This is a genomic window from Paenibacillus woosongensis (assembly GCF_009725165.1).
Classification (GTDB): domain Bacteria; phylum Bacillota; class Bacilli; order Paenibacillales; family Paenibacillaceae; genus Fontibacillus; species Fontibacillus woosongensis.
The window spans coordinates 1,317,871-1,343,979 of record NZ_WNZW01000001.1; the positions used below are offsets into that span (position 1 = coordinate 1,317,871).

Here is a 26,109-nt window from a genome sequence, read left to right on the forward strand (position 1 = left end):
CTAAGAGTCGATTCTGCAATCAAACTTAGAAAGAGCCTCCTATTGCATCTACCGGCTTCCTTCTGGTGTATTCGCTCGTAGTCCGAAAATTTACGGTTTTCAGGTAGAGACTTCCGGGCCATATCCCCGGATTTATACGAGTTCAATCATTTGACGGCTTCTTCGCCGTCCTCTATCAGTGTAACAATCCCGGATAGCTCATGTCAACTCAAACACGAACATTAATAATATCGTTAAAGAGAATGTTCGTTTTTTGGCATTGTCCATCAAGTTGGATGCGAATTGCTGGATGGACTTGTCCCTTATTCCCCTTGGATAGTTACGTGACGGGATTCGCGTACTCCCGTATTTAAGCCCCGTTGGTATATTTGTCATCGCTAACGGATGGGAGAAACGCTATTTGCCCTTTTTAGTGAAGTTAAATACGCTAACGGATACAGAGGGCCTTAATAACCGTAAACCCTGCACGATAATTGAACTTTTTAGCATATAGCGTCCCCTGTAACCGTTAGCTTCACAAATCTCTGCATTTTTGCCAAATAGCGCCTCTTATATCCGTTAGCACCGAGCAGTTGAGCATTGAGTTGAGCACCAAGCACCAAGCACCAAGCACCAAGCACCGAGCACCAAGCACCGAGCACCAAGCACCAAGCATCGAGCACCAAGCATCGAGCACCAAGTATCAAGCATCAGGGCCACTGTCAAACGTTAGTGTCCACTGCACGCGAAACCAGCAACTAACAGACTTCAAAGTACACTTGGCTCTAAAGCCGGAATCTTTTTCGACTGCGATCAGCACACAGCACACCACCCCCAGCATGCGCCTCTTATTTGCAAAATCCTCATACCCGCGCACCTTACGCCGGCCACCGTGCGCTGGGAGCTTCACGCGGTGCCCCACCATAACGCGATATTGCATTGCAATCCCGTTCGTCCGCCCCACAGTCCGCTAGCCCCACAACCGCATAACCCTTGTTTGCCTTCCCCAAACGCCAGCTACACAAAAAAGAGTGCCCCTACCTCTAAGGACACTCTTCCATAACATGCTTATTTAATAACCAGCACAGGCACCCGGGCATGCTGAACAACGTTATGACTGACGCTGCCGAGCACGAATTCGCGGATTCCTCCGAGGCCGCGGCTGCCGATGATGATAACATCGTTATTGTGCTTATTCGCATAATCAAGAATAACTTCCGCGGGCGCTCCCTGAATCAGTTCGACCTTGCCTTTCACGCCTGCGGCCTGCAGGCGGTTCCTTGCTTCCTCCGCCGTCTTCTCCGCCAGTTCATAGAAATCCTGGTTCACGGAAGCTGGTACGGGGGCGTATCCCTCCGCCACATAGAAACGCGGAAAGTCAAACACATGCACTACTTCGAGGGTAGCCTCCGGCGATAATTTCACCAGTTCAATCGCTTTATCCAGCGCCTTGGTAGCCGCCTTTGAACCATCATAAGCTGCAACGATTTTGTTAAATAACATAAGTCAGCACCTCTCCTTGTCTAGTTAATAATTACAAGTGAAGCGAGATCGTGCAATAAACTCTACTTAAATTAAATAACCCTTAGAATAAAAAATAACCCAGCAGCACCGCATTCAGCAACAGCAACAGCGGAATGCCGACCCGGAAGCTGGCATGCTTCGTTTTGTGCCGCTTCACGTTCATGGCCGTCAGCACACCGAGCGAACCCCCGATGGCTGCCAAGAGAAACAATGTCCGCTCAGGAATCCGATCGCGCCTCTGACGGGCACGGCGCTTATCGTCGGCCATCACTAGGTACGAAACTACATTAATGATAAGAAACCAGAGCAGCAGCCCGGATCTCATGCTCACCGCCCCCATCTTCGTCCGACTTTGGCAACTTGTTTCCCTTACCTCTATTATAACGCTAACCGAATAAATACAAAAGGCTCCCTCTAGGGGAGCCCTGCTTAAGCTTATGTGACTGCTCGTATAGAAAAGCTGCGAAACTGTTTTGATGGAAAGACTGCTGCATGTTTGCAAGAAAACAACCAGCTCCACATCCGCTTCACATCTTGGGAACCTCGTTCAAGCTGGGCGGCCTCTTTGCCTGCTTCTTCAGCTTAGGCTCTATCGCTTCTTCCATTATGCTGGATTTATTCTGCTGATCCTTAATTTTCGTTGATTTGTGATGGGGCATGCTCATCACCTCCCATTCTTAGGTTTCCGAGCATGCCGCCGTTTTATGCGGACACTTACTTGTTCTTGTTCTCCATGGCCGCCTTGAGCAGTTCTCCCAGGTTGGAGCCGATGGATTCCTGCTTCTTCGTGTACTGGCTTACGAGCCGTTTCTCCTCCCGCTTGTTCATACGCCTAGGATCATTATTGCCGAGCGTTTCCGTAATGCCGCAAGGCAGACATTGAACATAGCGCCCCGCTTTGCCTTCCTTCATTTCCATTTTTTTATGGCACTGCGGACAACGGCGGTTGGACAGACGCTTCTCGCCAGAACGGCGGTAGCCGCAATCCTCGCTTGGGCAGACGAGCATCAGCCCGCGCCCCGTCTTCTTCTCCAGAAGGCGGGTTCCGCAATCCGGGCAATGGCTGTTGGAGACGTTATGCGGCTTGTAGGTCGCCTCGCTGTTCTTCACACCGGACACGAGCCCCTGAGCCATCTCCCGGATTCCCTCCAGGAACGGACCTGGCTTGCCCTGTCCGCGAGCGATTCGCTCCAGCTCGGCCTCCCATTTCGCTGTCAGGTCCGGTGAGCGCAGATCGCCCGGGGCCAGCTCGATCAGCTGCTTGCCTTTGCCAGTCGGATGCAGCAGGTTGCCCTGCCGCTCAATCGTATCCGAGCTGACCAGCTTCTCGATAATATCTGCACGTGTCGCCGGCGTACCTAGACCGTGCTTCTCCATTTGCGTGAGCAGAGCCGCTTCGCTGTAACGCTTCGGCGGCAGTGTACGGCCGCCCTGAATCCGGCAGCGCTTAACGGTTACACTCTCGCCTTCCTTCAGCTCCGGAAGCAGCGTGCCGCTGCCTTCCAGCGAATCCTCGTCCTCCTCGTCTTCGTCAACCGCCTGACCATCATAGACGGCCCGCCAGCCGCTGTCCTTCATCGTCGTCCCTTTGGCATGCAGGGTCTCCCCGGCCACCTCCAAAGTGACGGCGACCTGATCGAAACGGGCTGCCGGATAGAACAGGCTTATAAACCGCCGGACGATCAGATCATACAATTTGCGTTCCTCCGTGCTTAGCGTATTCAGCAGCACCGTCTGCTCCGTCGGAATAATCGCGTGATGATCGGTGACCTTGCTGTCGTCGATAATCCGTTTGCTCAGAGGCAGCGGCTTGCGCAGCAGCGCTCTAGCCAGTGGAGCATACGGGCCAACAGCCACACTGGTTAATCTTTCCTTCAGCGTATCCTTCATGTCGGACGTCAGATAGCGCGAATCCGTCCGCGGATATGTCACTAGCTTATGCTGCTCGTACAGCCGCTGCAGGACATTGGACGTCTGCTTGGCGGAAAAGCCGAGCAGGCGGTTCGCATCCCGCTGCAGCTCCGTCAAATCATAGGCCAGCGGATGCGGGACATTCTTTTCGCTCTTTTTCAGTTTTACAATTTTACCGCTGCGGCCATCAAGCTTCCCTTGAAGCTGCTTCACCTTCTCTGGATCAAAAATCCGCGAATCGTTATTCGCCCCCCGCCATACCGCCTCGAACGAACCCAAGTCGGCGCGCAGCGTGCTGTATTCCTCCGAGCGGAAGGAGAGGATCTCCCTTTCCCGTTGCATAATCATACCCAGTGTCGGCGTCTGCACCCGTCCCGCGGATAGCGGTGACCCGAATTTGGTGGTAAGCGCCCGGGTTACGTTCAAACCGATCATCCAGTCCGCTTCCGCCCGGCATCTTGCCGACTGATAGAGCCGGTCGTATTGGTTCCCCGGCTTCAGCGACGCAAAGCCCTCCTTGATTGCCTTATCCGTCTGCGAAGAGATCCACAGCCGCTGAAACGGCTTGTTCCATTTCGCCATGTCCATAATCCATCTAGCGAGCAGTTCTCCTTCACGCGCAGCATCCGTCGCAATGATGAGCGATTGGATATCCTGTCTTCTCATTAACTGCTGTACGGCTTTGAACTGGTGGCTGCTCTCCCGCAGCACCTTCAGCTTCATTTTGTCCGGCAAAATCGGCAGATCCTCCAAAGCCCAGGTACGGTACTTTGCGTCATAGTCCTCCGGCTCGGCGAGTCCAACCAAATGGCCCAGCGCCCAGGTCACAACGTATTTCGGCCCTTCCAAATAGCTCTTATGCTTATCGCGGCAGCCCATCACACGCGCGATTTCCCGCGCTACGGACGGCTTCTCCGCCAATACTAATGTTTTCATGAGTTCACTGATGCACTCCTTTCAAAGTTCATTATAACATCCGTAGAAGCACGTAACTATTCATTAAGTTTAGATCCGAATTCACTCCCCTTCGTATAGATGAATATGAATTATTTGACACACAGACTGTACAACGAACTTAAAGTCATATATATTATAACCAGGTACTAATACCTGATAATAATACCTGGCCACACCATTGCAAATTCCTTATTTTTATAAAAGGTATAATAGCCTGTTTTTTTTACAAACCTATTTCGTAAATGAAGGAGTGATTGCTTTGACGCTTGTATCCAAATCGCGGATTACCGCCATTGGCACCTATGTTCCGGAGAAAATTTTAACGAATGAAGATTTCGAAAAAATGGTCGAGACCAGCGACGAGTGGATCGTCCAGCGAACAGGAATTCAGAAACGGCATATTACCGCTGACCATGAATTCACCTCGCACCTGTGTATCAGAGCCGTAGAGAAGCTGCGCGATACCTACAACAAAACGTTGGATGATGTCGACCTGATCCTCGTCGCCACGACGACGCCCGATTACTCATTTCCCAGCGTCGCGTGCCGAGTTCAGGAGCACTTTGGAATGGCCAGCACCGGCGCGATTGATTTGAATGCAACGTGCGCGGGCTTCTCTTATGCCCTGCATTTAGCCAACGGGCTGATCACCTCAGGACTGCACAGGAAGGTGCTGGTCGTTGCAGGCGAGACGATGAGCAAAATTACCGATTACAGCGACCGCAGCACGTGCATTCTATTCGGAGACGGCGCAGGGGCAGTTCTCGTTGAGCACGACGATACGGAACCTGGCGGTTTTGAGGCTGTCGTTATGGGCACGCAGGGAGACGGAGGAATCAGCGTATATCGTTCCGGACTTTCTGAGACGATGAATGGCCAGCCTTTGGAAGGCCGCGGGAGGATAGTCCAAAACGGGCAAGAAGTGTTCAAATGGGCCGTACGCACCGTAACCGCCGGCATTGAGGAACTGCTGGAGCGAGCTGACCTAAGCCGGGAAGAAATCGATTGGTTCATCCCGCATAGCGCCAATTTGCGCATGATCGAATCGATCTGCGAGAAAGCAAATATCCCTCTGGGCAAAACACTGCAAAGCGTGCAGCTTATGGGCAACACCTCTTCTGCCTCCATCCCGCTCGCCCTGCAGGCGGGCATCGATGCCGGCCAGCTAAAGACCGGCGACCGGCTGCTCCTTTACGGCTTCGGCAGCGGCCTTACGCATGCCGGACTTATTGTGCGCTGGGGCGTGCCCGCTATATAATAGCTAGATGAACAACTAGAGAAGGGGCGCAGCAATGGCACAGCTATTTTTTAAATACGGGGCGATGAACAGCGGCAAATCGATTGAGATTCTGAAGGTGGCTCATAATTACGAGGAACAGAACAAACCGGTGATGATCTTCACTTCGGCGCTCGATGACCGGGATGAGGCAGGCTATATTTCCTCACGCATTGGCCTGCGCAGGCCAGCGATCCCAATCAGGGATGATACCGACATCTTCGGCCTGGTCAGCCGCCAGGAACCGCGTCCCTACTGCGTGCTTGTAGACGAGTGCCAATTTCTGAACAAGGACAACATCGAGCAGCTTGTCCGTATCGTCGATGAGCTGGATGTCCCGGTGATGGGCTTCGGCCTCAAGAACGATTTTCAGAATCAGCTGTTCGAGGGCAGCAGACTCATGCTTATTTATGCGGATAAAATCGAAGAAATGAAGACGATCTGCTGGTTCTGCGAGCGTAAAGCGACGATGAACCTGCGCGTCGAGAACGGGAAGCCCGTCTATACGGGAGAGCAGATCCAGATCGGCGGCAATGAATTGTATTATCCGGTGTGCCGCAAATGTCACCGCAATCCTCCGTTATAATCCTTTAACAAATAAGGCGCATGCAGAAGCATGCGCTTTTTTTTATGATCAGGCTCTACGTTGAGACCTCCGTTATCATTCTTCGGCCAATTCCCTTCTCAGTCTCCGTCTTCGCCTTCTCCGTTTAAAAAAACTGTCTCGAAACAACAAATTACGGTATTTAAATTTGCTGAATGGATATTTGAAGGATAATGCGATGCCCTCATCCTCGATTTGGACCGCTTTCAAAGCTGGAGTATGCACCCTGCTGCGCACAAGCAGATTCACGAGCCGCTTATTGCCGCGCCGAATCGCAATAGCGAGCTTGCAAGCGAAGGCTCTGTCACAGGCAAGTCTGCTGTACAACGGCAGCACTGCCCGCGCGATTGCTTGATGAACCTTCGGTTCAAACACGAATTGCACGGTCCCCGGAGGAATTGTCGTGCCGTTCGTGTACACCAGCTTGGGAAAGACAAAATCCACGAAATACCCGATTCCATTAGTGCCAAGACCCTGCCTGGCGGCTTGTGGAGCTACCAAGGCGAGCAGTTTTTTCATCGATTTCAAGTTTGCCGTAACGACCGCCCTGCTCCACATGGCCGCAAACCTTTGGCTTGTCGCGACGGCTCTATAGAATGGCAGCATGCTGGCCGCTGTCTTTTGCAATATACCCGCATTCACCTTAGATTTGCTGAAACCGGCGCACCCGCACCCACACTCGCAGCCTCCGCTTCTTCCCCGCCATCTTGCCCTTCCCATACTCCTTCCTCCTTTGTAAATAACGGTTCGAATGGCCTCCGTTCCTCGCCCCTCAGATAACTTTTCTATAATATATGGAGTAGCCGCTTGTCACGGTTGGGCTGTTGTATCTACAATATAGAAATCAGAAGAAATATGTAGAAGCGAATGAGCAGATCACACTGCTTGAAGGAGGTTGGAATCCGTATGCCAACGATTAGACGTCTCATCACTGAGCATGATTTACAAATGGCCATGGAGCAAGGCCTTCGTATCCGCGTCTTCCGCGACAACCATCTCATCGAATCGGGATCGGTCATTATCCGTCTTACTGATGATACTGTTATTACGCAATCCAGCGTCAGCGATCTTGCTTACCATAACCGCGAAAGCTGCCAGTTTTTTGAGTTAAAAAAATAATTCGTTTGAAGGGAGAGCAATACTATGTCAAATCCGCTCGTGTCCAAAAAGTGGCTTCTTGCCCGCATGTACGAGCCTAATATGGTCATCGTCGATTGCCGGTTTCAACTCGGGGCACCGGAGGCTGGCAAGACGGCTTACGCCGAGTCCCATATCCCCGGGGCTATTTACCTCGATTTGGAGAATGACCTCTCCGCTCCCTTCGGCGAGCATGGCGGCCGGCATCCGCTGCCGGAACCGGAGGCATTTGCTAAGCGCCTCGGCCGGGCAGGCATCAGCAACGACAGCGTTGTTGTCGCTTATGACGACCAGGGAGGCATGAACGCCTCCAGGCTTTGGCTGCTGCTGCGCTGGCTCGGCCATGACCAGGTGTATGTCATGGATGAGGGATTCTCGGCATGGCAGCAAGACGGCTACCCCGTCACCGCCGATCAGCGGGTGGTCATCCCTTCGTCCTTCCAGCCTGTGGTGCGTGATGAGTTGATCGCCGATGTGGAGGACGTCCGCAATGCGATCGGCAATCCTGACGTGCTATTGGTCGATTCTCGCGAAGCCCCCCGGTATCTTGGGCAGACCGAGCCCATCGATGCCAAAGCAGGCCATATCCCTAGCGCGCTCAACGCTTTCTGGAAGAACAATCTGGATGCCGAAGGAAAATGGACATCCGTAGAACAGCGCCAGGCCGGCTTATCTGAAGTGATTGATGCGCTGAATGCCGGCCGCGAGGTTATCGTCTATTGCGGCTCCGGCGTTAGCGCCTGCCCGAACATCGTAGCGCTTCACTCGCTTGGGTATTCCAATGTTCGGTTGTATGCGGGGAGCTGGAGCGATTGGATTTCGTATCCGGATAACCCCGTTGCCACGGGCGGGGAGTGACAGCTTCCGCCAGGTTACAGGTGTACCCCGGCAAGGTTGCCGCTTGGAGCGAATGGGCTTCCAGCGGCACTTTTCTATGCCCGCAAAGTCTATAAGGAGTCAACATGCGGACACTATAACCGCTTTCTTAGTGTGCCGAACCCCTGACACTAGCCACTCGTAAGATAGGGTAGGGAAGGGGTACACCGGATGCGGTGTATCTCTCACCTTGCGCTGTATCCGCCGCCCTCCGGCGAGAGGGAGATAGAACAACGCCCCTCTTCAAAAATATAGCTGAGAGCCCCCTTCCCACCGGAGCCAATCGAGCTCTCGACTTGTTGACTTCGAACTCATATTTACATTATTTGCTAATTATGGTAAGATTGATTTAAAGCGCTTACATTATAACCATGCGAGGCTTGCTTCCAGCAGCATTGCCGCAGGTCTCGAAAGGGGGAGCCGCCACGCATTTATAACTCACTCCATAGTGCAAGGCCAGAACATCTAAAAACAAGGAGGACAAGTGAAATGAAAAAACTTTTTACTTTCGTTATGCTCATTACGCTGCTCGTCCCATCGATGTCCTACGCCCAATCTCCAACGCAAAATACAAGCGGTGCCGCCGCCGCATCTTCCGGTGGAACCGTAATCCCGGCACCCCAGGGATACGACGCTTACCGTCATAATATTCCTCGCGGAAATGTGCAGCAAATTTCCTATTATTCTACAACAGTAGGCAAAACACGGAATGCAATGGTCTATACTCCTCCGGGCTATACAACGTCGAAAACCTATAATGTCCTTTACTTGCTGCACGGCATTGGCGGGGATCAATATGAATGGCTCAATCAGATGAACCCTAGAAATATTTTGGACAACCTGTACGCCGATAACAAGCTCGAGCCGATGATTGTTGTTTTCCCGAACGGCCGCGCCATGCAGGATGATCGTCCAATCGGCGATATTTTTGCACCGGACAAGGTAGCTGCCTTCGAAACCTTTGAGTTTGATCTGATTAACGACCTCGTCCCTTACATTGACACTCATTTTCCGGTATATGCCAATGCTCAGCATCGAGCTTTGGCTGGTCTGTCGATGGGCGGCGGACAATCGCTGAACTTCGGGTTAAAGCATCTGGACAAATTCTCCTGGATTGGCGCATTTTCATCCGCCCCTAATACAAAGCCGGCGTCGCAGCTCATTACCAACCCGTCCCAGACGGCCAGTCAGCTAAACCTGTTATGGCTGTCTTGCGGCTCGTCGGACAATCTGCTGTGGGTAAGTCAAAACTTTCATAACAGCTTGGACTCCATGAATATTCCCCACATGTGGTATCTGGATGTCGGCGGGCATGAAGGTAAGGTGTGGAGCAGCGGGCTCTATCAATTCTCTCAGCGTATCTTCAAGTAGAGTCATGACCACTTCATTAAATAACCCTAGGAATGCTGCGGCATTCCTGGGGTTATTGCTTTGCTCGGCCAAAATAGAGAGCAGCTTTACGTTCCAAGACAATATGCACTAAGCCTTAATCACAAGCATCTTCCGGAAATGCAACTGTATTCCGGGCTAGACTTGGCTCCAATTTTCACTCCAATAATCGGCAACTATTATCAATGTGATGCAGTCACTACTCCCCTCTTTCCCAGAATGATTACAAAGAATGTAACGGCAAAAGGCATTCAAGAGCTGCTTGCCTCGTATTATAAAGACGAACGTTTTATTAGAGTTATCCCGTATAAATCCGAGGCATATCTTAAACGCCTATCTTAATCTCATGCAATGCAATAGTACAAACTTTTGGACATATTTGTGTTTGGTCATAAAGATCAAATATTGCTTGTTTCCAGGTTTGATAATTTGGGAAAAGTCGTCTCAGGCGCAGCCAGAAAGCCACTCCCCACTGGCTTCATTTCCTCCAGTTTTCTACAAAATGATCTACCGCTGCCTGCTCAATGGCCAGCCCTTCCGTGTAACGCTCCATAAACAAGGCGAAGCTACATGGAGTCGGAGAAAGTAACTTCATGAGCCCAGAATCTATAGTAATCAGACAGAAGCAGGGTTACGTTCAGTGGCAGGTCTGTATGGTTGGTCTTTATAATTAATCTGTATGTTTTTTCGAATAAAATCTTCGAAATAAACGGCAAAAGGCATATTATATATGATATTTCATATAGGTTCCCTAACTTTACCCTTTCTCGGCCAATTCTATATGATAATTCATATATAATCTCACAAAGCCAAGGGTCAAATTAAATCTCGGCAGGGTCGTCTATTGTCAGAAATCCGTATGTAAATTTGCTGGACAACCGCGTATATTACGCAGAACGATCGCGCAAATATACGGCACCAACGCATACAGCGCTCATTTATTCCTGAACCTGTATATAAGGATATATTCGCTTATTTTTTCACACATGTACTTTTACCGGTAAAAGTATGCCGGGGCAGCAATCACTCTCCGAATCTTGTTTTCTGTTGATTTCTCATTCCAATCCATGTATCTTTATTTCAACAAATTCAATGTTCAGAGGAAGCTGATCCTATGCATCGGGAAATTAGCATATTCAAATCTGGAGAAACAACGATAGAATATTCGGTTGCCGGAAAAGGTATCCCTGTATTACTGTTCCATGGCGGCCATTCGAGTTGTCGTGAGGAGTTCGGCTATCAGAGGCTGCTTGACGATGGCTATGCCATCATTACCCCTTCCCGCGCGGGATACGGCCATTCTTCCCCCATTTCCGATCTGTGGCAAGCCTGTCATCTTTATAAATCATTGTTGGATCATCTAACCCTGGACAAAGTTCACGTTATTGCGGTTTCCGCAGGGGGGCCTACCGGAATCGTATTTTGTTCTATGTTCCCTGAACGGGCTTCCAGTTTCACACTACAATGTGCAGTTACGAAGCCGTGGCTTGCACCAGAGGATAAAGAGTACATAATGGCAAGCCGTCTTTTCAAACCGGAAACGGAAAAAAGAACCTGGGCAATCCTTGCGGCGATGAATAACCTATTTCCGAAACTAATCTTCAGAATGATGGCAGCTTCTTTCTCTCAACTACCATATTCCGAGGTTCGAATACGGCTTGACCATCACTACGCTGATGCGTTCCGTAGAATGAACAACCGTCAGCGCTCCTATTCGGGTTTCTTTATTGACCTGGAACAAACCCAATGTGATTATTCTAAGGAACTGGCAGCCATTCAAGCCCCAACGTTGATTATGCACAGTCTAAACGACAGTTCGGTGCCTCTAAGCCACCCGGAAAACGCAAAGGCGCTCATCCCCCATTCGGAAGTATGCCTTCTAGATTCATGGGGGCATCTCTTATGGATCGGAAAGCACTCCGCCGAGTATGACCATGCTCTGGTTTCTTTTTTATCGCGGCAGCGCGACTAGGGGCCATCACACTTTCACCCGGCTGTTGTGGTTGTGGTGAAATTTGTGATCGAGTTGGCAAAATAATAGTTGCAATGACATCCTATTGGGCATACACTGTAATTAGTTGCAATAGCATCCTATTGAACACACCTATTAGTTGCAATGACATCCTATTGAAGACATTCCTATTAGTTGCAATAACACCCTATTGAAGAAGGAGGAGCTACACTGAGCGAGCATTGGGAGACACATTCGAATCACAAGGACACCACGGAATCGCATGGTTATTACATCTCCGCTATTTATCGTCATATGCAGGTGTTGATCTCGAAAGAGCTGGAGCCATACCGGATCGGGGCCGGACAGTATATTTTTCTCATGGCGATCGCGTCCCGGCAGCCAGTCACGCAGAAAGCGCTTAGCGAACAGCTGCTCATTGACAAGACGACGACTGCAAAGGCGATTGCTAAGCTGGAAGTGGAGGGTTATGTGCGGAGAGAAGTTGATCCTGCCGACAATCGCTACCACCTGCTGTATCTGACAGATTCCGGGCGTAAGGTGGTACCGAAGGTGCAGGAAGCACTGGGACGTGTCAAGAGCAAAACCCGTAAAGGCATTACTGACGAGAAATATGATTTGTTGTTAAGCCTGCTGAAGATTGTGCTTTACAATCTTAGCGAACAGGGGGAGATGCCAGAATGAGCGTTAACAGAGGGGAGCGGTTAACCGAAGAGCTGCTTTCTTGGGCGGAGGTAACGATCCATCCTCATCGTTTTGGAGGAGTGGAGCTTCAGTACAATAACAAGGAGATAGGTCATCAATTGGCTATCCGTGTATTTGAACACCGAGTTGGATGTTGCTCATGCGATTGAAATCGCGCGCTCCAAATACGACCAATTAATCCTGAGGAGGTGTAATTCATGCTGGCATTACCGTTTATCGCAGTGGATAACTGCAAAGACGAGATCAAGCATTATCAAAGCATTTTTGGCGGTGAGATTGAGATTTTGCGTAAGCAAGGAGAAGAGGTGCTTAATGCGGATTTGCATGTAGAAGGAGCTAGACTAAAGTTTGCCGACACGCAAGCGTCAAAGCCGGAACAGATAGGCGATTACGTAAGGGTATTTCTAAAAATGGATACAGAAGAGAAATTCCATCGTATCTATGACGGATTGGCTGCCGGCGGGACGATAATTGCTGAAGCATACGAAGCGCCGTTTAACGGATTGCTCTCCATCGTGACCGACCGGAACGGAGTATGTTGGGTGTTGTCCTATTACCGAAGCTAACAGGTACGGTTTATTAAAAAGAAAGACGCTGCCTTTCAGCAGAGCTATCTACTGTTGGCGCAGCGTCTTTAGTCATGAGTAGTTATAAGTGTGATCCTCCACTTGTGTCGATGCATTGGCCGGTGATCCACCGACTTTCCTGGGAGGCTAGAAATGCTGCAACATCTGCAATATCTAACGGTTCTCCCCATCTTCCGAAAATCGAATACTCGGCACCGAATTTATTAGCAGACGGATCCTGCAGCATTGCAGAGTTCATGTCTGTGGCAACGAATCCAGGTTGTATAGCATTAATTGTAATCCCGCGAGGTCCTAATTGATTGGATAACGCTAGTGTTAGTGTGTTAATCGCTCCCTTGCTCATGCTATAAGCAGGAATTCCGGGCAGGGAAATTCTTGTTACAGCGGATGACAGGTTAATAATTCGCCCCTCGTCCCGCAAACGCTGAAGAGCTTGTTGTATTAGAAAAAACGGTACTTTCACATTGATCCGCATAATTTCATCAAAGGCTTCTTCCGTCGTCTCCTCAATGGATGCTGGCAGACCGATCCCTGCGTTATTTACCAGTATGTCAAAATGATTGTTCCCCGTGCGGCTATACAACGCTTCATCCATTGCTTCATAAAGAGCCGTCACACTATTTAATAGGCCAAGTTCTCTACCAAGGGTAAATGCTTCCCCTCCACTGTGCTCAATCTCGCGAACGACTTCTTCTGCGTCCCCCCGATTCTTGCCATAATGAACGGCTACCAAGGCGCCTTCCTGCCCCAAACGCAGCGCGATGGCACGTCCAATCCCCCGACTCGCACCTGTAACGAGAGCGATCTTTCCACTTAGTTTTTTCATATTTTATCAGCTCCTCCTCTTATTTCAATTTCAGTTATAGCACAGGAGGGATTTCAAAATGTTGCTCCTATATTCCCATATCCTCGTGTGAAAAAGGAGGGTTGACGGGCAATAGCTGCTGACAAGCTTCATATGACACACGTTTTGTCGTCTTAACACGCATTGTCTTTCTGAGCACGCATTATCCACCTGAACACCTGTTACTCTGTATGATTTTTCGTATAGAATTATCGAAGTAAGCGCCAAATGATAAATTCTATTTGATTTTTCATACATATCCGTCCATTTTGCCTGCTCAACGTGAAATTCTATATGAATTTTCATATACAACCGCACGATACCTCTCGAATCAGTCGAATCGGGCAAACCAACCGATCGAACCGATCGAGCAAACCAAGCAAAGCAACCCAAGAAAACCAAAGCAACCCAAGCAAACCAAACAAACCAAAAAACCAAATCAATCCATCCGATCCGAAGCAATTCAATTCATTTCATTTCAATCGCTCAGACCAAATCCGGACTTTGGATGGAACCGACGTATTCGTAGTAGATGACCCGCCCAGACACGCCCCTTGCTACGGCTCTAAACTTTCCCTTCTCCACTAATAAGCGGCAATATTTAATGACCGTCATCGTATGCAGTTCCAGCTCCCTTGCCGCCTCGGTTGGGCGAATGACGCGATTGTGGCGAATGGCTGCCCGCATCAAATCTCGTTCGATTTTGGAATATAGCTTTTTAACCTTTCTTTTAACACCAAACTCCGCCGCCAGATATGGAGACAGAATGTTCCGCAATGCGGACAGAATGAACGAAGGATTCTCTTTCAACTCATCCAGAGAGATGTAGTAGACCGAACAATCTTGTGCCTGAAGAAAAAGCCCGCGGTTCAAATCTCTTCTATACTTGGTTCGGTCTGTACCGTGGGAGCCGAAATCCATGACTTCAAATATAATACGTATGGCTCCTATCACCCACATAAAGTCTACAAAGTAGGATCGCCCCCGCCAGTCCTTGACTTCATACTCAGGATGTAATCCGTGAAAATGTCCGGCAAGCGGCCACCATATTTGTTCTATGAACAACCGATTCCCGTAGCCATGACCGCGTTTTAGAGCATCGAGACGCTCCCCTCTTCTTCGTCTAAGATGATCGCTTATCCATTTATCGTGCTCCATTTGAAAACTCATTTCCTGCCTCCCTTTTTCTCGTTTTCTTCTAACAAATATAAAAAAGCCGACTCCTTTCACATCGAAAGGTAGCCGGCATTCTTTACCGCTAAAGAGCTGTATGATAATGATAGTGTGCCATAAACTTTTGGGGTGTGCAACAAGATAAGGGGAACGAGCAGCATTTATGGTCATCTTCAGAGGCTATGACGGATTGTGAACAACATTCAACGATCTGCAAACTATAATCATCCTGGCCATCTCCCTTCCGGGTTCTACCTTGCTTCACTTCGCCTTATATTGATGTTTTATTTAGTTTGAACTACGTAAGACTTAGTTCACCAATAAATCAAGAGGATGACTGCAACGAACTCAATTCTAGGTCTGAGACGAAAGGCCGCGTTGATACGGGTTTGTGACTGTGATTAACTGCCTGTGGCCAGGCTGTTGACTGCCTTTTGGCGGGCTGTTGGCGGGCTGTTGGCGGGCTGTTGCAACAGCCTTCTTTAACTTTTTTATGCCTTGCTTCCACATACTAATGAGCTTCGTCAATCTGTATGATTTCTCGTATACAATTATCAAAATAAACGCCAAATGATAAATTCTATTTGATTTTTCATACAGATCTATCTATTTTGCCTGCTCAACGTAAATTCTATATGAAAATTCATATACAATCGCAAGACGAATCAATCGAATCAGCAATAGAGCCGCAAATACCCCAAGTAATGTCAAATTAAGATGGGCAAATCTTAATGATTGCTCTAAGCTGCTCGATCATTCATCTTTATATTATCAGAAAGACAACAAGGAGCCTCGTGGGCTCCCTGTACTGTTTTTGATCGACTTTTTAAGGCGTCGTGCCCCATACCAAAGTTCCGTTTTGATGCAGCGTTACACGATTCCAATCCGCAAAGGCGGTTTTCGCCCCATCATAAGAATAGTCGTTTGCTTCGTTGAAGTTCGACCAGTCATCTTTGTACATCCGCAGCTGGATGTCTCCCGTTTGTCCGCCTGCAGGGATCGAACCTGCCGCTGCACTAAAGCTTATCTCAACGTAAGTGTCCGTATTACTGCCGGTGAGGCTCGCGAATGCCGCACTAATATTGCTTGCGCCGATTTGCGCCCAGTCGATCGATGCGTTCATATCCGCGGTACCGTCTTTCGTGAAGTAATAGCGAAGCTTGAGTCCGCTCAGGTTAACGGAGGTCGTACCATTGTTCTTGATGTTAAAGGACGGCTTCATTTGGTTATCCGTGGCGCTCGTGTCACCGACTTTGTATTGGACAACAAGGTTCCCCGTACTGGCGCCGCCGCTAGCCGGCGTTGCGCTCGCTTGCGCAGAGTTCGCGCTGTTCCCCGCGCTATTGGATGCGCTGACGACATAATAATACGTCGTGCCATTCGTCAGCCCGGTGTTCGTGTAGTTCGTCGCAGTCAGACCAGTCGCCACATTCGAGTACGGACCGCCGCTGGTCGTTGCTCGCTTCACAGTATAGCTCGTCGCCCCGCTAACTGCGTTCCAGGTTAATGATACCTGGGCGTTGCCGGCTGTTGCCGAGAGGCCGGTCGGCGCGGCCGGTGCAGCTGGATTGCCGCTGCCGCCTCCAGTTGCTTGCCGGATTTGATCTCGAACCCATTTGCCCGATTCGGACAATTGGGCATCGGTCCAGCCGCCCGTCGTCGAAGCGCCGGGAAGAAGGGCTGCGGAAGACTCGGCCTTATCGGCCAGCGACCAGTTCACCCAGCTGATCTTGCGTGCATTCAAGAAGTCAATCCACTCTTTGGACTGAGGCAAATACGGCCCTCCGTTCCCGGATGCGTCACTGGTGCCCCACTCGGTAACGAAGATTGCCGCTCCTTTGTTCATCGCATAGGTAATTCGGTCTCTTAAAAACTGTCCATGCGTGCCTGCATAGAAATGAAGCGCATACATGACATTGCTGTGTGAGACCGGATTGTCGGCCGCCAGATGAATATCCTGGCTCCAGGTCGGACTGCCGACGATAACCACTCCATCCGGATCAATCGCGCGAATGGCCGTAATTACTTCTTCCGCATACGACTTGACCTCTGCCCAGGACACATTCCCATTGGGCTCGTTCGCGATTTCATAGATTACATTTGGCGTGTTGCCGTACAATGTGGCCATCTCTTGGAAGAACGCTTTCGCTTGCGTTTTGTACGTATTCGGATTGCCATCATACAAAATATGCCAATCAATAATAACGTACAAGCCCAGGTCGATGGATGCCTGAACCGCTTCCTTCACCTTGTCCTTAACGGAAGGATTCGTAATGTAACCATCTTCGGCTGTATACATAGCAGCACGGAAGACGTTGATGCCCCAGTTATCTCTCATCCATTGCAACGACGATTTGTTGACGAAATCGCCATACCACTGCAATCCATGGGAGCTCATGCCAACCAGTTGAACAGCTTGCCCGGACTGTCCTGCCAATTGATTGCCCTGAACTTTTAATTGGCCGAAAGGAACAGCCGGAGCGGCATAGCCTTTGGGAGAGCCCACAGGCAGCAATAAACCAAGCACCAAGACCAGTGTCAATAACAAGCGGCCAGATGGCCGAATGGTATGAATCCGCATGATATAACCTCCTGATATCTACTTTTTGGTCATGCGAGAGATCCGCAAGACACAGATCTCTCGCACAATTATTTAACAATCCATAGTTTAGGGCTCATTCCCCCATACAGCCGTACCATTCTGATACAGAACGACCCGGCTCCAGTCCGCGAACGCTGTCTTCGTCCCATCGAACGAGTAGTCGTTCTCCTCGTTGAAGTTCGACCAGTCCGCCTTGGACATGCGCAGCTGGATTTCGCCGGATTGGCCGCCTGCCGCAATCGAGCCTGCGCCGGACGAGAAGCCAAGCTCCACGTACGTATCCGAATCTGTACCGGTATGGTTGCCGAACGAAATCTGAAGGTTGCTCGCGCCGAGCTGTGCCCAGTCAATCGAGCCGTTCATCGCCGCAGAACCTTCTTTGGTGAAGTAGTAGCGGATTTTAAGCGTGCTTAGGTCGACAGCCGAAGTGCCATTATTTTTGATGTTGAAGTGAGGCTTGATCTGGTTGTCGGTTGCATTTGTATCGCCTGCTTTATACTGCAACACGAGGTTCGAGGCGATCGGATCACCCGCCGGCGTCGCGCTCACTGGCGCGGAGTCCGGGCTATGACCCGCGCTGTTCGACGCGCTGACGACGTAATAATACGTCGTGTCGTTCGTTAAGCCGGTATTCGTGTAGCTCGGGGTCGTCAGGCCTGTCGCCACGTTCGTGTATGGGCCGCCGCTTGTTGTCGCCCGCTTCACCGTATAGCTCGTCGCGCCGCTCACCGCGTTCCAGCTCAAGGATACCTGAGCATTGCCGGCTGTCGCCGTCAAGCCAGCCGGTGCCGCCGGTGCCGCAGGAACTTCCGTGCCGGCCATCGGCGTCGCGCTCACTTGCGCCGAGTTCGGGCTATGACCCGCGCTGTTCGACGCGCTGACGACGTAATAGTACGTCGTACCATTCGTCAAGCCTGTGTTCGTGTAGCTCGGGGTCGTCAGACCAGTCGCCACGTCCGTGTACGGACCGCCGCTTGTTGTCGCGCGCTTCACCGTGTAGCTTGTCGCGCCGCTGGAAGGCGCCCAGGTCAAGTTGATCTGCGCATTGCCCGCCGTCGCCGTCAGGCCAGTCGGTGCCGCAGGAGCTGTCGGGTTGCCCGTAGCCGGACCGATCTGCTGCCAGACTTCGTGCACTCCGGGTTCTTGTCCTTGCGTCCACCATCTAGCTTGCCAAATAGAACCTTTGTAAACGACTTGCTCACCTGGATTGTAAGGACGGATCGGGCTCCAATCGCGGATATCCCCAAAACGATTCGGATCACCAGGATGTCCTGGAGCCGGCGTAGTCGGTTGCGAAGGGTCGGTCGTCAAATTCACGTCGATGACTTGATAGAAAGCATTTACAGTATCAAAAATATCCCATACCCCGACTATGACATAATAGCCGGTCCGATCGTTTGGAATGAAACAGTCATGCTCCACGACCATCGGCGGTATCGCGCCATTATCCTCGTATCTGCAGAACAGCTCCAGATCCGAGCGCTTCAGCGGGGAATTCGGATCCCAGCCCTTTTTCGTAATATAGTAATCCCAATAGTTGGTACTATGGTTCGCTACCATATCCCAATGGAAAGTAAAAGGCCCGCCTTTCATATTGATTTTGTTCCAGCGGTTTTCGGTCTGAACATCAAGCTCCGGGTATTTGCTTCCTCCAGCAATCTGGCCGTCGGGTACGCCGATTTCCGGAAAATCGCCGCGCCCCTCAATACTCCATGGCTCATACATAACTGCACCGCAGCCTGTATTGATCCCGTCATAACACAAGTCGGAACGACTGTTCTCTATCCAACCGTGCGCAGAAGCGCGATCGACAAATAGCAACGAACATACGATGAACATTAGCGCTGCACCTGCAGCCATAATCAGCAATCTGAGTTTTGACGGTTTATGATGCATGAATAATTGATCTGCCATATAAATAACCTCCATTCATTTGTAAATCTAAGTGATATTCCGGAGCGCTATTGAGCGCTCCGGTCTCTTATGGCTCACTCCCCCATACAACCGTTCCGTTCTGGTACAATACGACCCGATCCCAATCAGCAAAAGCCGTCTTCGCCCCATCGAACGAGTAGTCGTTCGCCTCGTTGAAGTTCGACCAGTCCGCCTTGGACATGCGCAGCTGGATTTCGCCGGATTGGCCGCCTGCCGCAATCAAGCCTGCGCCGGACGAGAAGCCAAGCTCCACGTACGTATCCGAATTCGCGCCATTATGATTGCCGAACGAAATCTGAATGTTGCTGCCTCCGAGCTTCGCCCAATCGATCCAGCCATTCATCGCCGCAGAGCTGTCTTTGGTAAAATAATAGCGCAGGGTAAGAGAACTCATATCTACCGGGCTGGTCCCTTTATTAAGAATATTGAAGTGCGGCTTGATCTGGTTATTGGTTGCATCATTGCGGTCACCGTCCTTATACTGCACGACGAGATCGGAGTTGACCGGCTCCGCGCTATCCGCCTTCAGAACAATGTGGTAAGCGGACAACGGAGGAAGCGTGTACGTGAATTGATTGTTGTTGATGTTCGTTACAGCTGCTTGTTCCGTAATGTCGGACCCGGTTTGATCGAAGCCCCATACTCTCCCGGATGTGTAGGTCTTATCACCAGACAGCTTGAAAGTAGCGTTGATCGGATCGTCGAAATTTTTATTCAGCACGATCAAGTGAAGCTCGTCATTTTCCTCGTCTGTAACCGAAGCGTATACCGAACTGTTCTCCGTATCGGATGTAACGGCGTTCACTTTGATCGAGCCGAACCCCGATTTGTTGCCGTCGTAGTTGCGATACAGCTTGTAAGCAGCGCTTGTATAATCGGTATCGTCCTCCGTCTGCCAGTAATTCGCAGCATAAAGGCCATATTTTCCAAAAATGCCGAGCGCATCCGCGGTAGCAATGCCTCCCGAAATGTGATTATCTCCGCCGTAGCTGAACTCTGTGATCGCCAGCTTCGTGCCCGGATAGTATGTCTGAATCGAAGATTGCAGCTTCGGAATTAATGGCAAGTAGTTCGAAAACCATGTGCCGATCCAGCTGTCTTCCTGATAAGTCGGATCCCATAGCGATCTTGGCGCTTGAACGCGAGCCTTCTGCGTATCGATATTGCCGGCTCCGCCAAAGACGATTCTCTGGCCTCCGCCCTGTGCTTCCGGGTACCAGTGGACATCCAGCACATCAAGCAATCTTTTGCCATTCTGCGTATGGGCATTCTTCATCTGATCCAGATAGTAGTCGATAAACCAACTGTAGTCGCCTTGCAGGCTCGGCCAATCCGGAGCGTCCTGAAGCGATAAAAATGCTCCGAAACCGTAAAGGGCAGGACCGAATATTTCGGCATGCGGATCGACGTTCTTCACCGCCTTTGACAAGTCGATACTCTTAGTGACGAGTTCTGCCGCTTGTAACTGCTCCGGATGAATCCTTGGATGCGTCTCGGACCATAGCGCCGGCTCGTTATCCAGCGAATACGCTTTGATGCCCGTTGGCGTCGAAGCGTTTCCATACCGATTAACCAGGAAGTTGACTTCTTCATCCATGTATACTTGTCCGTCGTTCAGATCAGGCTGAAGGGAGTACGGCGCATTTTTGGCAAACTCGACCTTATCCCAACGAGGTGACGGAGCCGTCTCACTCTCGTCAACCGGACCGTTCTTATCCCGGGACACATAACCCGCCATTTGCAGCGTTACAATGGAGTAAGCTCCATTCTCCAAAGATTTATCGTGAAAAGCGGTAACAACCGCTCCCGGCTTGTCGCAGTCGGTGTCTGGAACACCGCCGTTGCCGCAGAGAAAATCATCGCTGTAATGAAGCCAGTCCCTTCCGGCACTGGATGCGTTGTTCTCCCAGTTGTAACCCGTCAGCCGGTTGCCTCCGAGCCTGCGGGATGACCAGTTCTCCGTCCCGCTAAGATCCTGATTGGTTCCGTAAATATTTGGGCTGATCGGTGCTCGTTCCGACTGGGTATTAATCGTGAAAGTGACGTCGCTCGCAGCTGCATTTACGGAAGCGGGCATCGGTACGGTCATTGTCAAGGAAACTGCCAGCGCCGCACTGACGAACAGCCGCTTTCTTTGTCTTGTCTTCATTATTGATCCCTCCCAGGAATATTCATTTTAGCAAGGGATACCGCCAGTCCGCCCTGCAAAAAAGCGGTTCCGGCACATTCCCCTGTATCGGTTTATGGAGCAGTTCCCCACACTATTTGGCCATTCTGGTACAATACGACCCGATCCCAGTCAGCAAAGGCCGTCTTCGTCCCGTCGAACGAGTAGTCGTTCGCCTCGTTGAAGTTCGACCAGTCCGCCTTGGACATGCGCAGCTGGATTTCGCCGGATTGGCCGCCTGCCGCAATCGAGCCTGCCCCGGACGAGAAGCCCAGCTCCACGTACGTATCCGAATCCGCGCCATTATGATTGCCGAACGAAATCTGAATGTTGCTGCCGCCGAGCTGCGCCCAGTCGATCCAGCCATTCACCGCCGCAGAACCGTCCTTGGTGAAGTAGTAGCGGATTTTGAGGGTGCTCAGATCAACAGCCGAAGTGCCGTTGTTTTTGATGTTGAAGGACGGCTTGATCTGGTTGTCGGTTGCATTTGTATCGGCCGCTCTGTACTGAAGTACGAGGTTCGAGGCGGTTGAACCGCCGGTCGGCGTTGCGCTCACTTGCGCGGAGTTCGGACTCTGACCTGCACTGTTCGATGCACTGACAACGTAATAGTACGTCGTGCCGTTCGTCAGGCCGGTGTTCGTATAGCTTGCCGTCGTCAGGCCGGCCGCCACGTTCGTGTACGGGCCCCCGCTCGTCGTCGCGCGCTTCACCGTATAGCTGGTTGCGCCGCTGACCGCGTTCCAGGTCAAGGACACCTGCGCATTGCCCGCTGTCGCTGCAAGCCCGGTCGGTGCCGACGGAACCTGCGTTCCGGCCGCCGGTGTCGCGCTCACCTGCACGGAGTCCGGGCCTTGACCTGCGCTGTTCGACGCGCTGACGACGTAATAGTACGTCGTGCCGTTCGTCAGGCCGGTGTTCGTATAGCTTGGCGTCGTCAGGCCGGTCGCCACGTTCGTGTACGGACCGCCGCTAGTCGTCGCACGTTTCACCGTATAGCTGGCTGCACCGCTGACTGGGCTCCAGGCCAAGGATACTTGTGCGTTGCCGGCTGTCGCCGTCAAGCCGGTCGGTGCGGCAGGAGGCTGCTGTGTCGGTTTGCCGTTCACAATAGCCCAGTATGCCGGTTTGGACTGAAGACGTTCATCGAACAGCAACGGCCAGTTGTTGCGATTGACCGGGAACGACCGCAACCAGCTGTTTCCGTCGTCTTTGCCCCATACGGTCACGTTGTCGATCTTGTCCTTATGTTTAAGCAAGACGTCGAACAATTGCTTGTATCGGGTCGCTTGCGTCTGGGCCAGGCTGTCCGGCAACGTATCATACTTCGTGGAATCGTCGCTGTAAATATCGATATCCAGCTCAGTTATTTCCTGCTTAATGTTCAGTGCCGCGAACTTGGCTATCGAGGAATCGATCTCACTCATCGTCGGATAATTGATCTTGAGATGGGTCTGGTGTCCGACGCCATGGACCGGGATGCCCTTCGCTTTCAATCGGCTGATCAGGTTATAGAGCGCCTGGCTTTTGGCTGATTCGTGCGTATTGTAGTCGTTGATGTACAGCAGGGCGTTGGGATCCGCCGCGTGGGCGTATTCGAACGCTTTCTCGATAAATTCTTCGCCTGCGATCTGATACCATAGACTGCGGCGCAAACCGTCAGGCTGGGAAGCGTCGATTACCTCATTCACCACGTCCCAAGCATAAATTTTGCCTTTGTATCGCCCGACTACCTCATTAATGTGAGCTTCCATGCGCTGATACAACAGCTGCTTGCTGGCGAGATTGCCGTTGCTGTCGCGGAATACCCAATCAGGCGTTTGATTGTGCCAGACCAAAGTATGGCCGCGAACTTGCTGCCCGTTGTCCAGGGCGAATTGTACGGCCTCATCGGAAGGGTCAAAGTTAAACTCGCCCTCCTGAGGCTGCGTGCTGTCCCATTTCAGCACATTGCCCGGCGTCAGACTGTTGAAGTGTTTTGACAGCAACTCACGGTCGGCTGCCTCGATCAACTCGAAATTTTCAAAGGCTGCCCCGAACAGGAAATCCTCTTCGAACACGTCCTTCAAGGATGGAATATCCGGCTCTATCGTAATCGGTCCACGATCCGGGAGCTGCTCCAAGCGGAAGTCATCCAAATAAAAATCGACGTTCGGGTTGTTCGGGACCTCAAAATAAACGGACACGTTCTCCAGCGGTTCCCGGTATTTGTATTCCGCCTTGAATTCTACCCAGCCGCCGGACGTTGCCGTTGCGGAGTAGAGCTGGCTGTACGATCTTGTCCCGTTTTTGGTCGTATCGAGCGACATATACACCGTGCCCGATCCGGACGCCAGCTTGATCCAGCCGGCGAATAAATATGTTTGTCCGACCTGCATATGGGAAGTAACATCCAAGGATGCTCCATTCCACGATTCGGTACGGCCGCTGACGTGCAGCCCCCTGGTCCCGCTTCGCGCAGCCGTTCCGGTCGCGGACGACAGCATTTCATCTTCTCCCCGCGGGGCCCAGCCCTGTGTTGTCCCGTCCTCAAAGCCATGCTGAAGGAGAACGGTATTGGCCGCTGCAGGAACCGCGGTATACAGGGGAGCGATAAGGCAAAGGACAAGGAGTATCGTCATTGACCTGAGCGATAACATTTTCATACTAGATCATCTCCTCTCTTGCGTGCATTCGTATTCTCGGCATATTGCTTTATGGTTGAGTTCCCCATACCGGTACTCCGTTCTGGTACAGCACAACCTGATTCCAATCCGCGAAAGCCGTTTTCGTCGGATCGTAAGAATAGTCGTTCGATTCATTCAGATTCGACCAGTCGCTCCTTGCCATTCTCAGCTGGATCTCGCCGGATTGCCCCCCCGCCGCAAGCGAGCCTGCGCCGGAAGAGAAGCTCAATTCTACGTACGTATCCGAGTTCGTGCCGTTATGGCTGCCGAAAGCGATCTGGATATTGCTGCTGCCGATTTGCGCCCAGTCGATCCAAGCGTTCATGTCCGCGGTACCGTCCTTCGTAAAGTAATAGCGGAGCTTGAGGCCGCTCAGGTTAACGGGGGCCGTACCGTTGTTTTTAATATTAAAATGAGGCCTGCTCTGGTTATCGGTGGCATTCGTGTCGCCGGCTTTGTATTGAACGACAAGATTTCCGTTACTCGTGCCGTCGCCAGTCGGTGTTGCGCTCGCTTGGGCGGAGTTCGAGCTGTTCCCCGCGCTATTGGAAGCGCTGACGACATAATAGTATGTCGTACCGTTCGTCAGTCCGGTGTTTGTGTAGCTCGTCGCCGTGACGCCGGTCGCGACAATCGTGTATGGACCGCCGCTAGTCGTCGCCCGTTTTACCGTGTAGCTGGCAGCACCCGGCGACGCCGCCCAGCTTAAGGATACGCTGGCGTTGCCTGCCGTGGCTGTCAGACCTGTCGGAGCCGGCGGTACCGCAGGGCTGCCTCCATCGCTGCTGTTCAGGCCGAGGAAGGCGATTGCGTAGGCGGGCATCCCGGCTAGGGACATGTCATGACCGGCGCCCTGCACGCTGATCGCTTCGACCGGTGGCTGGGCGGTGGTGCTGCCATAACGAGTACGAGTCCAGTTCGTCTTCGGGCTGTCGGTCAAGGCCGGAGTGGTAGAGACGCCGTGCAAGTTGGTCCACTGTTTGATTTCCTCAGCAAAATTGTTGTAGCTGAGCACGCTGTCGGTACTGCCGTGCCAGAGCTGAATGCGCGGGTAGCTGCCCTTGTAGCCGGGATACATGGCACGGGCGGCGTCACCCCACTGCTGTGCGGTCTTGGATATTTGACCGTTCGAGCACTGACTATTCCAGAAGTTGGTGGAGCTGCCGGTCGCGAAACAAGTGGCCGGCACGCCCATAAACGCTGCACCGGCTGCAAAGACATCCGGATACTCAGCGAGCAGGACGTTGGTCATCATCGCTCCAGAGGACACGCCCATCGCATAGATACGACTGCTGTCGATGTTGTAGTTCGCCTGGGTCCACGATACCATTGACATGATGCCAACCGGATCGCTGCCCCCGCCGCGGGTGAGGGCTTGCGGGCTCCACACGTCGAAGCAGTTGCTGTACTCACTGTGTGTGGACTCCGGGAAGACGATGATGTAACCGTATTGCTCGGCAGCCGCAACGTAGTCGTACGAACCATTGTAGAACGCCGAGGCTGAACCCGAGCAGTAATGAACAGCCACCAGCAACGCGGGATTTGCGGCCAGGTTGCGAGGTACGTAGATGTACATTTTCAGGCCGCTCGGATTATTACCGAAGGACGTGACTTGCGACAGCGTCCCTGGCGTTACCCCCGCCGGAGCTGCATGGACCTGCTGCGCTGCCGGGGGCCATAGCAAACTGCTAATCAACAGCAGCAACACGCCGAACAGGCTAGCCACTCTTGAATTTAGGAGCATTATCATACCTCCTCAAAACTTAAATGAATGATACTCCTCCGTTCCCCTCAAAACTATAAGT

At 51.6% G+C, this 26,109-nt stretch carries 21 protein-coding genes and 1 riboswitch; of the genes, 9 read left to right on the forward strand and 12 right to left on the reverse strand.

All coding sequences use genetic code 11. The features are described 5' to 3' along the window. Nucleotides 1–58: 58 nt before the first annotated feature. Nucleotides 59–160: riboswitch (purine riboswitch) on the reverse strand. 887 nt (nt 161–1,047) lie between these two features. From GNP95_RS06130 to GNP95_RS06140, 4 genes are all read right to left on the reverse strand, one after another. Further along, on the reverse strand, nt 1,048–1,482 hold the full coding sequence (locus tag GNP95_RS06130; protein WP_155609912.1) for a universal stress protein: 435 nt from the start codon (nt 1,480–1,482) through the stop codon (nt 1,048–1,050). 82 nt (nt 1,483–1,564) lie between these two features. Beyond that, complete coding sequence (locus GNP95_RS06135; protein ID WP_155609913.1) at nt 1,565–1,828, reverse strand: DUF1294 domain-containing protein; 264 nt, start codon at nt 1,826–1,828, stop codon at nt 1,565–1,567. Between the two features lie 202 nt (nt 1,829–2,030). Further along, nucleotides 2,031–2,162, reverse strand: coding sequence for a hypothetical protein (locus GNP95_RS26405; protein ID WP_262362842.1), 132 nt, complete (start codon nt 2,160–2,162; stop codon nt 2,031–2,033). A 55-nt stretch (nt 2,163–2,217) separates the two neighbouring features. Further along, on the reverse strand, nt 2,218–4,350 hold the full coding sequence (locus GNP95_RS06140; protein ID WP_155609914.1) for a DNA topoisomerase III: 2,133 nt from the start codon (nt 4,348–4,350) through the stop codon (nt 2,218–2,220). A gap of 280 nt (nt 4,351–4,630) precedes the next feature. On the opposite strand from GNP95_RS06140, the gene GNP95_RS06145 reads away from it, so the two are divergent. Both GNP95_RS06145 and GNP95_RS06150 read left to right on the forward strand, forming a co-directional pair. Then, nucleotides 4,631–5,629, forward strand: coding sequence for a ketoacyl-ACP synthase III (locus GNP95_RS06145; RefSeq protein WP_155609915.1), 999 nt, complete (start codon nt 4,631–4,633; stop codon nt 5,627–5,629). 34 nt (nt 5,630–5,663) lie between these two features. Continuing rightward, the gene (locus GNP95_RS06150; protein WP_155609916.1) at nt 5,664–6,233 is read left to right on the forward strand and encodes a thymidine kinase; all 570 of its coding nucleotides are present in this window, start codon (nt 5,664–5,666) and stop codon (nt 6,231–6,233) included. A gap of 75 nt (nt 6,234–6,308) precedes the next feature. Here the strand turns inward: GNP95_RS06150 and GNP95_RS06155 are convergent, their stop codons facing one another. Next, a complete protein-coding gene (locus tag GNP95_RS06155; RefSeq protein WP_196427086.1) occupies nt 6,309–6,971 on the reverse strand; it encodes a hypothetical protein in 663 nt (220 codons plus the stop codon). A gap of 186 nt (nt 6,972–7,157) precedes the next feature. Here GNP95_RS06155 and GNP95_RS06160 point away from each other — a divergent pair, with 186 nt between their 5' ends. From GNP95_RS06160 to GNP95_RS06185, 7 genes are all read left to right on the forward strand, one after another. Beyond that, complete coding sequence (locus GNP95_RS06160) at nt 7,158–7,370, forward strand: hypothetical protein (protein ID WP_155609917.1); 213 nt, start codon at nt 7,158–7,160, stop codon at nt 7,368–7,370. Nucleotides 7,371–7,394: 24 nt separating this feature from the next. Then, nucleotides 7,395–8,246, forward strand: coding sequence for a sulfurtransferase (locus tag GNP95_RS06165; RefSeq protein ID WP_155609918.1), 852 nt, complete (start codon nt 7,395–7,397; stop codon nt 8,244–8,246). A gap of 507 nt (nt 8,247–8,753) precedes the next feature. Next, nucleotides 8,754–9,635: an alpha/beta hydrolase gene (locus GNP95_RS06170; RefSeq protein ID WP_155609919.1), complete on the forward strand. Its 882-nt coding sequence runs from the start codon at nt 8,754–8,756 to the stop codon at nt 9,633–9,635. 60 nt (nt 9,636–9,695) lie between these two features. Then, nucleotides 9,696–9,995, forward strand: a complete 300-nt coding sequence (locus GNP95_RS26710; RefSeq protein ID WP_413773722.1) for a hypothetical protein — start codon at nt 9,696–9,698, stop codon at nt 9,993–9,995. 772 nt (nt 9,996–10,767) lie between these two features. After that, complete coding sequence (locus tag GNP95_RS06175; protein WP_155609920.1) at nt 10,768–11,625, forward strand: alpha/beta hydrolase; 858 nt, start codon at nt 10,768–10,770, stop codon at nt 11,623–11,625. 294 nt (nt 11,626–11,919) lie between these two features. After that, nucleotides 11,920–12,309 (forward strand): MarR family winged helix-turn-helix transcriptional regulator, encoded by a 390-nt coding sequence (locus GNP95_RS06180; protein WP_155609921.1) that lies wholly within the window; start codon nt 11,920–11,922, stop codon nt 12,307–12,309. Nucleotides 12,310–12,527: 218 nt separating this feature from the next. After that, the gene (locus GNP95_RS06185; protein WP_155609922.1) at nt 12,528–12,896 is read left to right on the forward strand and encodes a VOC family protein; all 369 of its coding nucleotides are present in this window, start codon (nt 12,528–12,530) and stop codon (nt 12,894–12,896) included. An 82-nt stretch (nt 12,897–12,978) separates the two neighbouring features. Here the strand turns inward: GNP95_RS06185 and GNP95_RS06190 are convergent, their stop codons facing one another. From GNP95_RS06190 to GNP95_RS06225, 7 genes are all read right to left on the reverse strand, one after another. Beyond that, nucleotides 12,979–13,743 (reverse strand): SDR family oxidoreductase, encoded by a 765-nt coding sequence (locus GNP95_RS06190; protein ID WP_155609923.1) that lies wholly within the window; start codon nt 13,741–13,743, stop codon nt 12,979–12,981. Nucleotides 13,744–14,247: 504 nt separating this feature from the next. Beyond that, the gene (locus GNP95_RS06195; RefSeq protein ID WP_155609924.1) at nt 14,248–14,931 is read right to left on the reverse strand and encodes a hypothetical protein; all 684 of its coding nucleotides are present in this window, start codon (nt 14,929–14,931) and stop codon (nt 14,248–14,250) included. An 829-nt stretch (nt 14,932–15,760) separates the two neighbouring features. After that, entirely contained in the window at nt 15,761–17,515 is a 1,755-nt protein-coding gene (locus tag GNP95_RS06200) for a cellulase family glycosylhydrolase (RefSeq protein WP_155609925.1), read from the reverse strand. A gap of 87 nt (nt 17,516–17,602) precedes the next feature. Further along, nucleotides 17,603–19,450, reverse strand: coding sequence for a lytic polysaccharide monooxygenase (locus tag GNP95_RS26135; protein WP_230873677.1), 1,848 nt, complete (start codon nt 19,448–19,450; stop codon nt 17,603–17,605). A gap of 67 nt (nt 19,451–19,517) precedes the next feature. Then, nucleotides 19,518–21,620, reverse strand: coding sequence for a glycoside hydrolase family 44 protein (locus tag GNP95_RS06215; protein WP_155609926.1), 2,103 nt, complete (start codon nt 21,618–21,620; stop codon nt 19,518–19,520). Nucleotides 21,621–21,712: 92 nt separating this feature from the next. Further along, nucleotides 21,713–24,283, reverse strand: a complete 2,571-nt coding sequence (locus GNP95_RS26145) for an endo-1,4-beta-xylanase (RefSeq protein WP_230873678.1) — start codon at nt 24,281–24,283, stop codon at nt 21,713–21,715. Nucleotides 24,284–24,332: 49 nt separating this feature from the next. Next, a complete protein-coding gene (locus GNP95_RS06225; protein WP_196427087.1) occupies nt 24,333–26,048 on the reverse strand; it encodes an extracellular catalytic domain type 1 short-chain-length polyhydroxyalkanoate depolymerase in 1,716 nt (571 codons plus the stop codon). Nucleotides 26,049–26,109: the final 61 nt, after the last annotated feature.